This is a genomic window from Priestia sp. ABM2_011, from assembly GCF_056158845.1.
The window spans coordinates 4,714,246-4,729,004 of sequence record NZ_JBSWUB010000001.1; the positions used below are offsets into that span (position 1 = coordinate 4,714,246).

General features: G+C 38.8%; 12 protein-coding genes. 5 read left to right on the forward strand and 7 right to left on the reverse strand.

Annotated features, from left to right (window positions below):
* Positions 1–122: 122 nt before the first annotated feature.
* The 3 genes from hemH to ACXAE4_RS24805 form a co-directional block, all read right to left on the reverse strand.
* Complete coding sequence (hemH, locus tag ACXAE4_RS24795; protein ID WP_028412544.1) at positions 123–1,055, reverse strand: ferrochelatase; 933 nt, start codon at positions 1,053–1,055, stop codon at positions 123–125.
* Between the two features lie 97 nt (positions 1,056–1,152).
* Positions 1,153–2,196 carry a uroporphyrinogen decarboxylase gene (gene hemE / locus ACXAE4_RS24800; protein WP_013055329.1) on the reverse strand — a complete coding sequence of 348 codons (1,044 nt, stop codon included), beginning with the start codon at positions 2,194–2,196 and terminating at the stop codon, positions 1,153–1,155.
* A gap of 196 nt (positions 2,197–2,392) precedes the next feature.
* Positions 2,393–4,522, reverse strand: a complete 2,130-nt coding sequence (locus ACXAE4_RS24805) for a transglycosylase domain-containing protein (RefSeq protein WP_154990708.1) — start codon at positions 4,520–4,522, stop codon at positions 2,393–2,395.
* Between the two features lie 185 nt (positions 4,523–4,707).
* On the opposite strand from ACXAE4_RS24805, the gene ACXAE4_RS24810 reads away from it, so the two are divergent.
* Together ACXAE4_RS24810 and ACXAE4_RS24815 are read left to right on the forward strand one after the other, a co-directional pair.
* The gene (locus tag ACXAE4_RS24810; RefSeq protein WP_013055327.1) at positions 4,708–5,214 is read left to right on the forward strand and encodes an antibiotic biosynthesis monooxygenase family protein; all 507 of its coding nucleotides are present in this window, start codon (positions 4,708–4,710) and stop codon (positions 5,212–5,214) included.
* 83 nt (positions 5,215–5,297) lie between these two features.
* A complete protein-coding gene (locus tag ACXAE4_RS24815; RefSeq protein WP_154990710.1) occupies positions 5,298–6,686 on the forward strand; it encodes a hypothetical protein in 1,389 nt (462 codons plus the stop codon).
* A gap of 47 nt (positions 6,687–6,733) precedes the next feature.
* On the opposite strand, the gene ACXAE4_RS24820 is transcribed toward ACXAE4_RS24815, so the two are convergent.
* Positions 6,734–7,399, reverse strand: coding sequence for a phosphatase PAP2 family protein (locus tag ACXAE4_RS24820; protein ID WP_028412547.1), 666 nt, complete (start codon positions 7,397–7,399; stop codon positions 6,734–6,736).
* A 224-nt stretch (positions 7,400–7,623) separates the two neighbouring features.
* Here ACXAE4_RS24820 and ACXAE4_RS24825 point away from each other — a divergent pair, with 224 nt between their 5' ends.
* Positions 7,624–8,832: a M20 family metallopeptidase gene (locus tag ACXAE4_RS24825; protein ID WP_154990712.1), complete on the forward strand. Its 1,209-nt coding sequence runs from the start codon at positions 7,624–7,626 to the stop codon at positions 8,830–8,832.
* 113 nt (positions 8,833–8,945) lie between these two features.
* Complete coding sequence (locus tag ACXAE4_RS24830; protein WP_028412549.1) at positions 8,946–9,665, forward strand: EcsC family protein; 720 nt, start codon at positions 8,946–8,948, stop codon at positions 9,663–9,665.
* Positions 9,666–9,702: 37 nt separating this feature from the next.
* Here the strand turns inward: ACXAE4_RS24830 and ACXAE4_RS24835 are convergent, their stop codons facing one another.
* Together ACXAE4_RS24835 and ACXAE4_RS24840 are read right to left on the reverse strand one after the other, a co-directional pair.
* Positions 9,703–10,908, reverse strand: coding sequence for an ABC transporter permease (locus ACXAE4_RS24835; RefSeq protein WP_289578713.1), 1,206 nt, complete (start codon positions 10,906–10,908; stop codon positions 9,703–9,705).
* Positions 10,901–11,644 carry an ABC transporter ATP-binding protein gene (locus ACXAE4_RS24840; RefSeq protein ID WP_013055321.1) on the reverse strand — a complete coding sequence of 248 codons (744 nt, stop codon included), beginning with the start codon at positions 11,642–11,644 and terminating at the stop codon, positions 10,901–10,903. Before ACXAE4_RS24840 ends, ACXAE4_RS24835 begins: the two co-directional genes overlap by 8 nt.
* Before the next feature lie 691 nt (positions 11,645–12,335).
* Between ACXAE4_RS24840 and ACXAE4_RS24845 the strand changes: the two genes are divergently transcribed.
* Complete coding sequence (locus ACXAE4_RS24845; protein WP_014461670.1) at positions 12,336–12,770, forward strand: HIT family protein; 435 nt, start codon at positions 12,336–12,338, stop codon at positions 12,768–12,770.
* Between the two features lie 85 nt (positions 12,771–12,855).
* Here the strand turns inward: ACXAE4_RS24845 and ACXAE4_RS24850 are convergent, their stop codons facing one another.
* Positions 12,856–14,751: an acyltransferase family protein gene (locus ACXAE4_RS24850; RefSeq protein ID WP_028412551.1), complete on the reverse strand. Its 1,896-nt coding sequence runs from the start codon at positions 14,749–14,751 to the stop codon at positions 12,856–12,858.
* Between the last annotated feature and the right edge of the window lie 8 nt (positions 14,752–14,759).

Genomic DNA, 14,759 nt, shown 5'->3' on the forward strand with positions numbered 1-14,759 from the left:
TCTGTAAAATTCAATATAAAGAGAAGCGATTATGGAAACCCATAGCTCGCTTCTTACTTTTCTTTATATTGATTATAAGTTACTTTTCGTCCCTGTTCAACGTACAAAGAATCTATATTGACTTAACGAGCAATTCGTTTTAACACAACTGTAGCTAACCCATCGATAAATTCAGGCTGTGCATTCGGCATTTCAGGACGGTAATAATCAGCCCCAATTTCATCTGTTACCACTTTGCATTCGTAGTCGTTATCATAAAGTACTTCTAAGTGATCCGCGATAAATCCAACCGGGGTATAGACGAACGACGTATAGCCTTTTTCTTCATGCAGTTCTCTTGTTAAATCTTGGACATCAGGACCTATCCATGGCTCAGGCGTATTTCCAGCACTTTGCCAGCCAATTTCGTAATGTTCAATACCAGCTGCTTGTGCAATTAAATCCGCTGTTTCTTGAAGCTGATTTGGATATGGATCTCCTGCTGCAATAATTTTTTCTGGCAAGCTATGCGCAGACACAATCAATACGGCTTTTTGGCGTTTCTCTTCGTCTATTAAATCAAACGTTTGTTTAACACGTGTAGCCCAGTACTGAATGAACTTTGGCTCACTGTACCAGCTTTCTACGGAATGAATGATTGGTCCTCCTAATTTTTCAGCTGTTTCTTTGGCGCGTCCATTATAGGATTTTACGCTAAACGTTGAAAAGTGAGGTGCAAGCACAATGCTGACCGCTTCTTTAATTCCGTCTTTATGCATGGCTTCTACTGCATCTTCAACAAACGGTTCAATATGCTTTAAGCCAAGATACGCTTTAAATTCAATTTCATCCTGTACTTCATTCAAGCGCTTTTCTAGACTTTCCATTTGCTGCTGCGTAATTTTTGCAAGAGGTGAAATGCCCCCAATTGCTTCGTAGCGGTTTTGTAAATCTTCCAAGGCTTCCGGTGAAGGTTTACGTCCGCGGCGGATATGTGTATAGTAACGTTCAATATCTTCTTCTTTATATGGTGTTCCATATGCCATTACAAGTAATCCCATTACTTTTTTACTCATGTGTTCGACACCTCTTTGTTAGATTCAATACTTGTCTTCATTTTGCCATGAATAAAAAGAAAAATTCAAAGTTTAGCGCTCCAAATCATTTGACAATTTATTGTCTATTTGCAGAATATTCATGAATAAAGGTTGTTAAACGCTTCAACGTTTCCGGCTGAACCTGTGGAAAGACGCCGTGCCCCAAGTTGAAGATGTAACCAGGACTGGCCATCCCTTTATCTAATATTTCTGTTACACGTTCTTCAATAACTTCCCATGGAGCTAACAAAATAGCAGGATCTAAGTTTCCTTGCAGTGTTTTTGTTAAGCCTAGTGCACGTGCTTCATCCAGCTGCGTTCGCCAATCTAATCCCACTACATCCAGCGGCAGATCATGCCATTCTTTTGCCAAATGACTTGCTCCTACTCCAAACATAATGAGAGGTACATTTTTTTCGCGCAAAGAGGTAAAAATCCGCTCCATAACAGGCTTTATAAAATAACGATAATCCGCTACATTTAAAGCCCCCACCCATGAATCAAAGATTTGAATGGCTTTTGCTCCAGCGTCAATTTGCGCTTTTACATATGTAATCGTCATATCTGCTAACTTATCCATTAGCGCAAACCATGCTTTAGGTTCCGTGTACATAAATGCTTTTGTTTTATTATAGTTTTTTGAAGGTCCTCCTTCAATCATATAGCTTGCTACTGTGAAAGGAGCACCGGCAAAACCAATTAGAGGTACGTTTAACTGTTCTGTTGTTAACAGCTTAATCGTATCTAATACATACGGAACATCTTCTTCCGGGGTAATTTCTCCTAGCTTTTCTACATCGCTTAAAGATTGAATTGGATTAGAAATGACAGGACCAATTCCTGACTTGATTTCAACATCCACTCCAATTGAAGGAAGCGGTGACATTATATCTTTATATAAAATAGCTGCATCCACTCCGTACTGTTCAACGGGCAGGCGTGTTACGTATGCCCCAAGCTCCGGCTGATGAGTGATTTCAAATAGAGAGTACTTCTCTTTTAGCTTTCGGTATTCCGGCTGTGAACGCCCTGCTTGGCGCATATACCAAACCGGAACATGATCCGTTTTTTCCCCTCTACAGGCTTTTAAAAAAGTATCGTTAAACGTTCCTTGACTCATAATTTCCACCTTTCTCGATTGTCTTCCATCCGTATTTTCTTCGATTAGACAGACAATAATCAGCAAAGGAACATACCGGTTCCTCTACTGATTAAAGTTTCACGTTATATTCTCTACTTGTCACTATACCCATTTCTTTACGACTTGTATAGCCACCTGCTAAAAATGTCAAAAAATCGCCCTACTCTTCCTTTTTTTATTGAAAAAGAGCAGGTGTTACTTTGTTGGATTTTTTTCCTTTTTGTTGTGTTTGGGAATTGTAAGGAACTACATAATAAGTAGGACTGTCGAGCAGATTCACACGCTCTTTTTCAAATGCTCCTTTTCCCTTCACTTTGCCAATCAATTCGGCTTTATCCCCTTTTTTCTCATAAACATAATAAACAGCTCTTTTATCAGGTGAAGGTGTCCACGATAAACTTACCGTTAGCAAACCAAATGGATGGAATGTTAATTCTTGTTTTAAGTCTTTAACTTGCTCTAAACGTATTGGTTTTGGCAGATCTTTAACGCCTGCTGGCTTTTGAAATGCAGCTTCGTCGTAACCAGCTCTTGTTAAAATGTCTTTAAATAATAGAGTCGGATAAGAACTTCCTTTTGTTAAATAATGCTGGTCATTTGTAGAATCATATCCCATCCACACGCTTCCTACAACATCTGGGGTATATCCAACAAACCAAGCATCTCTTGTGGCTCCTTTAACATTCGTATACGAAGTAGACCCTGTTTTTCCTGCTAACTCTCCTTTAAACTCTCCATTTTTTGCCGTTCCTTCTTTAACAACTCCTTGAAGCATTTTTGTCATATACCAAGCCGTCTGTTTTGAAAATGCTTTGTGAGTGTCGGGAACAGCTTTTGCAATCACTTTTCCATCTTGATCTTTTATCTCTTGAATAAAGTACGGTTGGATGTTTTCTCCATTTTCAGCAAATGCCCGGTACGCTCCTGCTAATTGAAGCGGTGTAATTCCTTCTTTTAATCCTCCAAGAGCAATCGCAAGCCCTTTATCTTCTAACGGAATTCCTAGCTTTGTGAGATACTGCTTACTTGTTTCAACTCCTAGCTGATTCAATGTCCAGACGGCAGCTGCGTTTTTAGAATCTTTTAGGGCATCGTACATCGTTACCTTTTTAGCATATTGCCCGTCTACGTTTTTAGGTGTGTATCCCCCGTAGCTTCTAAGCTTGTCTTGCAGCAACGAATAAGGCTTGAATTGACCTTCTTCTAACGCAGGGCCATATACCGCAATAGGTTTCATCGTAGAACCTGGCTGTCTTTTGACATTTACGCGGTTGAGCGATTTTTGTACATAATCTCGTCCTCCCATAACAGATAAAACTCCTCCGCTTTTGTTATCGACTAATACAAAAGCACCTTGGGCACTGTTATCTGTACCTGGAAAATAACGATTTTCTTTCATCAGCTCGTAGGCGGCTTCTTGTACTTTTATATTCATCGGTACTTTGACCGTATAACCTCCGCGCAGAAGCTCATTGCCCGAAATGCTGTATTTCTTCTCTGCTTCTTGGATAACCATATCGATATAGGTTAAATACGCTGGATTTTTAGCCTGCTCCTTTATGTTCAACCCCAGCGTTCTTCCTTGCAAACGGACATTTTTTTCAGCTGATAAATAACCTGCTTTTTGCATGGCATTTAACACAACATTTCTACGTTCTATACTTTTTTCTGGATGTAAAATAGGAGAATAGGAATTCGGTGCTTTTGGCAGTGCAGCGAGAAGTGCACCTTCTTCTACCGTTAATTCGGAGACATCTTTATTGAAGTAAAGCTTGGATGCAGCTTGGATTCCATAGGCTCCGTGTCCAAAGTATATTTGATTCAAATACATTTCAAGCAGTTTTTGCTTACTGTAACGCTGCTCCAGGTTAATAGCCACCACTACTTCTTTTGTTTTTCTAAGCAGCGTTTTATCATTCGATAAAAACACATTTTTAGCCAGCTGCTGTGTTAAAGTACTTCCTCCTTCAACACTTCCCCCAGCCAATATATCTCGGTATAATGCTCGGCCAATAGATTTAAAATCGATTCCGTGGTGTTCATAAAAACGAACATCTTCAATTGAAATAAATGCTTGTTGCACATGCTTTGGAATCTTGTCAATTGAAACCAAGTCCCGATTTTTCACATAGAGCTTTGTTAATTCGTCTCCATTTTCATCGACTAATCTCGTAGCCGAGTCCATGACGATTTTTTTCTCATCAATTACATAGTTTCCAAGAAACAAGATGATAATATATCCAATCAATCCTAATAGAAAAATTCCAACTAAGGCAGCAATTGCGTATAAGCCTTTTTTGTACATCGTGCCACCCCTTTTCTTCCGCTAAACTTTTGATAATATGGAAAACAACTTCATCAATGTTTTACTTTACCATCTTCATTAGAAGTTCACAATTTTTGAATTTTTGTGTGTAAAATTTTATAATTTTAGTATGATTTACAATTGTAAATTGTATGCAATTCCCAATTAGAAAGGAAGTATAATCCATGAAGATCTTTATTACTTACGGAACAGGCCCTTACCTTCAAAAGTTGATCGACGAACATCCGAGTGAACGTTTATTACTGCTTCACAAAGATGACGATCAATTTGCACTAGTCCACGAAACAGATGGAGATACAATTTTTAAAGAAGGACATGCTTATGAAGTATTAGATGCTTCTGGAGATCTTGCAGATAGCGGATTTGCTGTACTAAATAATATTTCAGTTACAGATGAAGGCCGTCCTTTGTTTGAACAGCGATTTAGCCAACGCGCTCGTTTAATTGAAAATGAAGCAGGCTTTTCAGCTATTCGTGTGCTTCGTCCACTGCAAAATGACACATACATTATCTTTACAGGATGGAAAGATGAAAGTTCATTTAGCGATTGGCAGTCTTCAAAAGCCTATAATGAAGCACACAAAAAACGCGGTACGTCAGAAGGCGTGGATCAGCAGCCATCGATTTTCTCTCGCCCTTCTTATGTGACCTCATACCACGTAGTTAAATAAGTAAACATCCTCCTAGTAGGCGAGTATCACAATAGGCATAAACGTCATATTGTATACTACATCACCTATTGGGAGGAATTTTTATGGGCATAGAGCTTGGAGCTCTTCATTGGATGTATGTCCTTTTTATCGCCTTCATTATCGGCTTTATGATTATGCGGCGAGATACGAGTATCCTTTGTATACTCGGGATTTTTTTGCTTTCCTTAACGGCTACCTCTTCGTTAAGCCACTCCGTCAGCGCTGTTTTTTCCAGCTTCATTTATGCCATTACAGAACTGCTTCCTACCATTTTAATTATTTCAATTATTGTATCCATGAGCAAAGTCTTAATGGCTACAGGAATAAATGAATCGATGATTTCACCTTTTGCTCGCCTCATTAAAACACCCACTCTTGCCTATTGGGTTATTGGATTAGTTATGATGACCATCTCCTATTTTTTCTGGCCTTCTCCAGCAGTTGCTTTACTTGGAGCCGTGCTTTTACCAGTTGCCATCCGCGTAGGGCTTCCAGCTATAGGCGTAGCTGTAGCGATGAATTTATTCGGCCACGGCGTTGCGCTTTCAGGAGACTTTGTTATTCAAGCTGCCCCTAAGATAACCGCTGACGCAGCAGGTCTTCCGGTTCACGAGGTTGTTCAAGCAAGTGTCCCTCTTGTCATTGTGATGGGAGTCGTTACCACACTCTCTGCTTTTTACTTTCTAAAACAAGATATGAAGCACAATAAAATTCAGTCGCAACCGACAATTTTAACAAGCAACTCTTCTAACCAATCCACACCTCTTTCTCCTTCATTACGCCGGGCTTTAGCCATTATAGTTCCTCTTTTCTTTGCTATAGACGTATGGGCAATGTTCGCCCTTCATTTACAGGGAGGAGATGCCACTGCTCTCGTTGGAGGTACAGCTCTATTTATTTTAGTAGTGGTGTCGCTTATTGCTCACAAAGGAAAAGGTCTCGAACAAACCACTTCCTACTTGATTGAAGGCTTGCAGTTTGGGTTTAAAGTATTCGGTCCCGTTATTCCGATTGCCGCTTTTTTCTATTTAGGAGATGCTGGATTCAAAACAATCATTGGTGACTTTCTTCCGAAAGGATCACATGGACTTGTCAATGACCTAGGTGTTGCGCTTGCTTCGACTGTACCGTTAACTGCACAGGTCGCTACTGTGACGATAACTGCGCTAGGAGCTATTACAGGGTTAGACGGTTCAGGCTTTTCAGGTATTTCACTCGTAGGCTCTGTCTCTCATTTATTTGCATCTGCTTTAGGATCGGGCGCTGCCACGCTAACTGCTTTGGGGCAAATTGCTGCGATTTGGGTTGGAGGGGGAACGTTGATTCCATGGGCGCTCATTCCAGCTGCTGCGATTTGTGGAGTCAGTCCGTTTGAACTCGCTAGACGCAATTTAAAACCTGTAGCGATTGGATTAGTTGTTACAACGATTGTCGCAATGTTCCTAGTTTAAACAAAAGCCCCCTTCTTTTGATGAAGGGGGTCATATGTATATATTTGTTACATACCTTTTGGAAACTCTTTTTCCGCTGACGGCCTTACATACGCATAAACAAGCGTATAGAAGAAAATGCCTACAATTAGCCACATAAGCCCTAAGCTGTAGCCAGCTAATACATCTGTTAAAAAGTGTTCTCTTAACAGAATACGGCTCACGCCGATTAACAAAACAATTAAAGTAATTGCCCGCTGATACCACTTGGCCACCTTTTGATTGTTTATATGCTTGATCAGAAAAAAGAAAATCAGACCGTAGATAAGAATTCCCATCATTGCATGGCCGCTTGGAAAACTGTAGCCTTCGATGCCTTCAAGAGGACGGGCTCGTTCTACCGCATCTTTAACTGCTTTATTAATAATATCGCCGCTTAAAATAAGTAAAAATGAGGATATCATGCCAATATAGTCTTTTTTTAAAAATAAAAAAACAATAAGTACAGCTAAAAGAACCATAATCATCACTTTTGAAGCTAAAAAAGACAGGCCGTGAAAAACAGATGACGCTGACTGAAGAATAGTGCTGTCATCTATAGCTGAAACAAGCCAGCGGTCTCCTTGAAAAGAATCTGTCGACACAGCAAACAACACTCCTAAAAAAACGAGACCCGCAATCCCAAACGCCCACATCAATTTTTTGTACAGAGATACAGTTTGTGAATCTACCATATCGTTACCTCCTATTATCTCACGAGAAAATTGGTAAAAAACTCATTCTTTGTCCCTATTTCTCATCTTATGTATCTATTATGTATATAAAATATTTCATGATTCAATTACTTTTTTCAATAACAACGCTTACATTCTTTTCTTTTTTATAGATAATGATATAATGATTAAAATGTCAAAAAATTCAAAACTTTATTCAACTTACACAGAAAGGATATGGTTATGTGAACTCCAAGCTACATACTTTACTTGAAGAAAAATTTGATGAAATGGTTCAAATTCGCCGATATCTGCATCAGTATCCAGAACCGTCTTTTAAAGAATTTCAAACTGCTGCCTACATTCGGTCTTTTTATGACAAGATCGGTATTTCTTACCAAGCAAATGTAGGAGGAAACGGCATTGTAGCAAGCATTCAAGGAGGAAAACCTGGTCCTACTGTAGCTTTGAGAGCCGACTTTGATGCCCTTCCTATTCAAGATGAAAAAGATGTACCCTATCAATCAACTGTTCCGGGCGTGATGCATGCATGTGGCCACGATGGTCATACGGCTACTCTTTTAGTCCTTGCTAAAGCGCTTTTTGAAATAAGAGATTCTCTCCCTGGTAAAATCGTCTTCATTCATCAGCACGCCGAAGAGTATGCTCCCGGAGGCGCCAAGTCCATGATTGAAGACGGATGCTTAGACGGTGTAGACGCGATATTCGGAACGCATTTATGGTCATTAACTCCGACTGGTGTGGTTCAATATCGAACGGGCCCTATTATGGCTGCTGCTGATCGCTTTGAAATTACGATCAAAGGAGCAGGCGGACACGGTGCACAGCCCCACAAAACAAAAGACTCAATCGTCATCGCCTCTCAGCTTGTTGTTAATTTACAGCAAATTGTAAGCAGACGTGTAAATCCAATTGATTCAGCGGTTGTAAGCATAGGTTCTTTTGTAGCGGAAAATGCATTTAATATTATCGCTGATTCTGCTCGACTAATTGGAACGGTAAGAACATTTAATGAAGATGTACGAAATGATGTCGAAAAAGAAATCGAACGAATTGTCCAAGGTACATGCTTAACGGCTGATGCTTCTTATGAGCTGAGTTATACGCGCGGCTATCCTTCCGTCGTAAACCACCCGGAAGAAACGGCCTTTCTTGCTTCTGCTGCTTCTCAAATCGATGAAGTTCATACAGTCGAAGAAACGGAGCCTCACATGACTGGAGAAGATTTCTCTTATTATTTGCAGCATATTAAAGGAACGTTCTTCTTTACAGGAGCTCAGCCAGAAGGTGTAGATGCTCCTTATCCTCATCATCATCCTAAATTTGATTTTAACGAAAAAGCAATGCTTATCGCAGCGAAAACGCTTGGTACGGCTGCTGTTGAGTATTTAAGAGAACAAGCTCATTCTAAAAACGCAATAAAAGCGAATTAATCATTCAGCAAGCATTCGTACAGATAAACAGACGATTGCTTGCTGTTTTATTTTAGGAAACTTTTTCTCACTTAAAACGTAGTATTTATATCGACTGAAAAGAGGTGACTTTTTTGAATACGTATGAAGAAAAAGTGTTACGAGAAGCTGAACATTGGAAATTTAGCATGTTGAAACGACCTTCTAAATTTCAGCGTACCGCAAAATCCTTACAGCTTAAACTAAATGAAAAAATCCCTGCTAAAGTCCATAGAATTATAACTGAAAGTATAAAAAAAATGGTTGAAACCACGCTTGTTGGGTCCGATTTCACGACTAAAAAAAGAGATGTCAGCGGTCTTTCGTTTGAAGAAAAAGAGAAAAGAATTTTGGAGCTCATACCTAAGTACAAAAAAACAGCTGCTGTAGAAGGAGCTGGTACTGGTGCAGGTGGTCTCCTTTTGGGCGCAGCAGATTTCCCACTTCTTCTTTCCATAAAAATGAAGTGCTTATTTGACATTGCCGCGACGTATGGTTTTGATGTAAAAGAAAAAGAAGAACGCATTTATATGCTGTATATTTTTCATCTTGCCTTTTGCAGCGACGACCATAGAACGAAGCTGCTCGAAGTAGTAGAAAGCTGGGAGGAAAAGAAAGAGGAACTTCTTGAGCTTGATTGGAAAGCTTTTCAACAAGAATATCGCGATTACATTGATGTTGTGAAAATGTTTCAGCTGATGCCGGGAATTGGAGCTGTTGTAGGTGCGTATGCGAATTATCAGCTTCTTGATCATCTCACAAAAGTAGCGATGAACGTCTATCGCTTTCGGATATTATCTTCGTCTCAAAAGTAGTCTAAAAACGTAAAAAAAGCTCCATTCGGAGCTTTTTTTACGTTAATTTTTTATTTACATATGCATTTACAAATAAGTGAATAAATATAGCACCTGCTGCCAAGGAAAGCAGTGCAGCAACTATATTAGAAAAAGCCACCACTATGGCGAGCACAAGAATTTGTACATACAGCGCTTTTTTCCATACGTCCAAAAATGCCCTTTTTCGTTCTTTAGCTTCGACTGGATAAAGAGAAAGCCATAAAATTTGCTTGTGCTGCTTCCAAAGCGGGAGTAATTGAAAACCCGTCATGTATACAACAAATAAAACAACCACTATATTGCCGTATTGAAACGGCGCAGCTACAATTAAAAATCCGCCAATGACAGTTAAGCGAACGAACAAGCTTAAATAATCTCCTGATCGCAAAAATGTTCTGGTGTACAAGTAATGGTAAGTAGCATTTTGACGAAATGGAATACGTGTTACTAGCCAATCTAAATATCTACGGCGTTTGATTCGTTCTTTGACTTGTGGAACATCCGTAAATAAATTAGCTAATCGATAAAAATAGCCCATGCGCTTTTCTTCTAAGTCAATTAGCTTTTCCCATTTAATCGGCTTCCTTTTTGTAAGAGAGCGATAATAAACGGCTAGCGCAATCATAATTACCGCTACAATTCCTGTGAAAAATACGTATGCATGCGAAAATAAGAAATAAGTAAAAACTGCGTTTAAGAAAAACCTGACGATATAATCTGTCCACTTCGCCCACTTTTCTTCAAACCATACGGCCCACCAAGACATGCCTAAGTTTACAACTTTCAGAATGAGTAATAACAGAAAAAACACAAAAACGTTTGAGTAAGAATCGTGCATTACCTTTACTTGAAGAGGTGCTGCTGCACCAGTCGCAAATAATAAAATATAAAGCTGAATCGTAAAGGTAAACCAAAAAGATTTTTTAAAATAAGGCTGCAGCTTCGTCTCCAAAGGAAGTAAAAAGACTAAATCAGGTCGTTTTAAAAACGTTTGAATTTGGCCCATTGTTAAAATCAATCCCATAAGAATCGCAATCACTACAGCCGAAGGAAACGCAGGTGTTAATGTACTCAGCCACTGTTGATAATAGTAGGCTAAACCGCCAATCGCAAAAATTAACACTAATTTAATGTGGTCATTTAAGATATATTTTGTATATCTTCTTACATCCACTAAATATTGCTGAAATCGTTGCTTCCATAATGCATCAATCTTACTCATAGCCTTCTTCCTTTGTTAATTCAATATAAATTTCATCAAGAGTAGCATTGCGCATTTGAAATTCTTCTTGAAGGTCTTTAAGCGTTCCTTGCGCTCTTACTTCTCCGTTATGTAAAATAACAAATTTATCGCAGTAGCGCTCCGCGGTCGCCAAAATGTGTGTGGACATTAAAATGCCTGCGCCTTGCTTTTTCATATCCGTCATCAAATCAAGTAAAGATTGAATACCAAGCGGGTCTAAACCTAAAAAAGGTTCATCAATAATATAAAGAGACGGCTGAACCAAAAAAGCGCACATAATCATAACCTTCTGCTTCATTCCTTTTGAAAAATGCGCAGGGAACCATTTTAACTTCCGGTCTAAACGAAATTCTTTTAAAAGCGGCTGCAGACGTGCTTCATATGTTTGAGGCTCAAGTCCATAAGCCATAGCTGTCATATCTAAATGTTCTTTTAATGTTAATTCATCGTAGAGCACCGGAGTTTCTGGAATAAACGTAAACTGACTTCGATAACCTGTTGGGTCTTGTTGAAAGGTTTTATTATTAATGGATACACTTCCTTTTTTTGCTTCCATTAATCCAATGATATGTTTAATCGTTGTACTTTTTCCGGCTCCGTTTAACCCGATTAACCCAACTAGTTCACCTGCATTTACATCAAACGATACATCTTTTAAGACGGGAGTTTTTGTATATCCCCCTGTAATATTGTTAATTTGCAATAAAGAACCCATCACGATCTCCTTTTATTTGTTCTTTTTTGTCTAAAAGCGCAAGCGCTATTTGCTCTATTGTACCAAATCTTTTTCGTCCTCACATCGTTTTCAATTCTTTTCGGTTAATTTTTCCAGAATATAATCGAAATATCGGGACATTCTATATAGGGAAGAAGGAAAACAAGTTATTGATTACAACTAATCATTACAAAGCTTCTTACATTTGGGATGAGGTGTCTACAGCAGGCATATTTCAGAAAACCTTATTGTAAATCAATGTATGTTTGATTCATAAGGGGATGGTAGTCATGAACGTAGTAAGAATATATATAATGGGTAGACAATAATGTTCATTTATTACTGTGTAAATGAGGTGTTTGTCAAAGACCAAGAACGATTTCGTTCACATTGTATATTTTTTTAGCTTAATGCTTAAATGAGGTGTTTGTTAAAGAGAATATACTTTTTCAAGTGACTGTTTCATTAGGCAATGCAATTACGTAAATGAGGTGTTCCTTAAAGATCATATGCTGCATTAAAAGCTATTTTTTCCTTCTTCACATGACGGGATGCATAATCGTTTGCATCCCGTTTTTGTGTATAAAATATGAGTGGCTATTTCTTGCCTGCTGATTGCATTTCTACTTTGTGGTAAAATAAACGTACATGTATACCCATACATTTATATTAGTAACGGAAGGTGAACATAATGAGCACACATGATGAAAACTGTATTTTTTGCAAAATTATTCGCGGTGAAATTCCAGGTGCAAAAGTATTTGAAAATGAACATGTATTAGCTTTTTTAGACATTAGTCAAGTAACAAAAGGTCATACGTTGGTGATTCCAAAAGTACATAAAAAAGACATTCACGAACTAACACCGGAAATTGCGCGCAATTTATTTGAAGTGGTTCCTCAAATCGCAAATGCAATTAAAGAAACATACAGCCCAATCGGCTTAAACATCTTAAATAATAATGGTGAAAAAGCTGGTCAATCCGTGTTTCATTATCATATGCACATTATTCCACGCTACGGGGAAGGCGATGGATTCGGTGCTGTATGGAAAGAGCATACAAGCGAATACACGCCTGAAAAACTTCAAGAAATCGCTGGCAATATTTCTTCTCGCCTTTCTTGAAACAAAAAAAGCTTACACATGTAAGCTTTTTTTGTTTTATCTATTAATCAGTTTATGATGTAAAACTCAATACGTCTCTCGCTCATTATGAACCATTTTCTGCCTTAACTTCTAAATTCATACGCTCTTCAATCAATTTTGTTAATGCTCTTGATCCTTCAGGTACCAAGTGGACACCATCTGATGTAAAGTATTCAGGGTGCTTAGAAGCCTCAGAGTACCAATCTACAAGCGTGACGTGATCAAACTTTTCAGAAGCAGCTTTCAAGTTCTGGTTCACGGTGCTTTCCCAGGAACGAGGAACGCGCGTATTCACTAAGTAAACGTCCGCTTGTGAAAAAGCTTTTAACAGTTGTTCAAGTTCTTCATTGGTAAAATAACCGTTCGTTCCTAACTCAATAATCACTGCGCTGTTCGGATTATTAAATGCTTGATAACTAGGAGTTAGCTGCAGTGCTTCATTGAGCTGCCTTCCTACTTTTCCGTCAATCGTAATACTAAGCGGCATCTCTTTAAGATTAGGAGCAATATCCAGCATGACCGAATCTCCAATCGCAAGAACATCTCTGTAAGAATTCGGCTGCTGTTCTTCTTTTGCATCAGATTTTTCTTCTGCGGAGTTCTTTTCCGCGTTCTTTGTTTTTTCATCCTCCGCTTTGTTCTTGTCTTTGACAGAAGTTGAAGCATTTTCTTTATGATTCGTTTGAATTTTAACCTCTGTTTGTTTTGCTTCGGTCTCATCCTTTTGCTGCGTACTAATAGCAAAGCTTGTCATATCCGCTGTAAACAACGCCAAAAAGAAAATGAGACTGCCCAAAACCGCTTGTCTCGAACGAGAGAGATTACGCCATTTAAAAAGCTCTCTCGGATGGTAATGCCGGAAATAATAGCGAAAACCGCGTGTGCGAATAGGCACCTCGATGTAACGGTACGAAAGTTCAGCAATGATAAATGTAATTCCTACTTGTAACAGCGCATGCCAATAGACCGGGCGGCCAATCTCGGCTACAGGTGTTGTAAGAACAATAACCGGATAATGCCACAAATAGATACCGTATGATCTAGTACCAAGCCAGCGAAGCGGTTTAAACGACAAAGCTTTTCCTAAAAAGCTACTAGGGTGACTAATCGTTGCAACCAGCACAGCAGCGTTTAAACAAATCAGCAGCATGCCACCTTGATAAAGAAAAGATGCATGCGTATACTCATCAACGCTCCATACGCAGAGAATAAATACAAAGAAGCTTACCATACTTACTGCGTTTAATACTTGCTTGCCCACAGCTGGAAGATTTTTTGATGATAAACGATACATCGGCCAGACAAATGCAAGTAAACAACCGATTAAAAGGGCAAACAGCCGAGTATCGGTTCCATAATAAATGCGGCTAGGATCTCCTCCTGGCTCATATAAAAAAGACATCAGAATGGCTGAGGCCATTACTCCAGCTAAAATAAATAGAGAAAGAATTCCTCTCTTTTTAATAAATTTCAAACCCAACAATAAAACAAGTGGCCATACAATATAAAACTGCTCTTCAATAGCAAGTGACCATAAGTTCTTTAATGGTGACGGTGATCCAAAACTATCAAAATATGAAACTTTATGAAAAATAAACCACCAGTTACTCATATAAAAAATAGACGATAATGCATCGCCTCGTAGCGTTGTTAACAATGGTCGGTTAAATAAAATAACCCACGCTGCAGTTAATACGACCATCACATACACAGCTGGAAGAAGTCTTCTCGTACGGCTAATCCAAAAATGCTTCAAATTCTTTAAAGGATTTTCCCAAGATTGCACCAGTAAAATTGAGGTAATTAAATACCCAGATAATACAAAGAAAACGTCAACTCCTAAAAATCCTCCAGACGCCCATCCAAAGCCTAAGTGATAAGCAATCACAGCCATGACAGCAAAGGCCCGAAGTCCGTCCAAACTATATATATACCTATTTTTCTTTTCTTTTGCACTCATAAAAATGC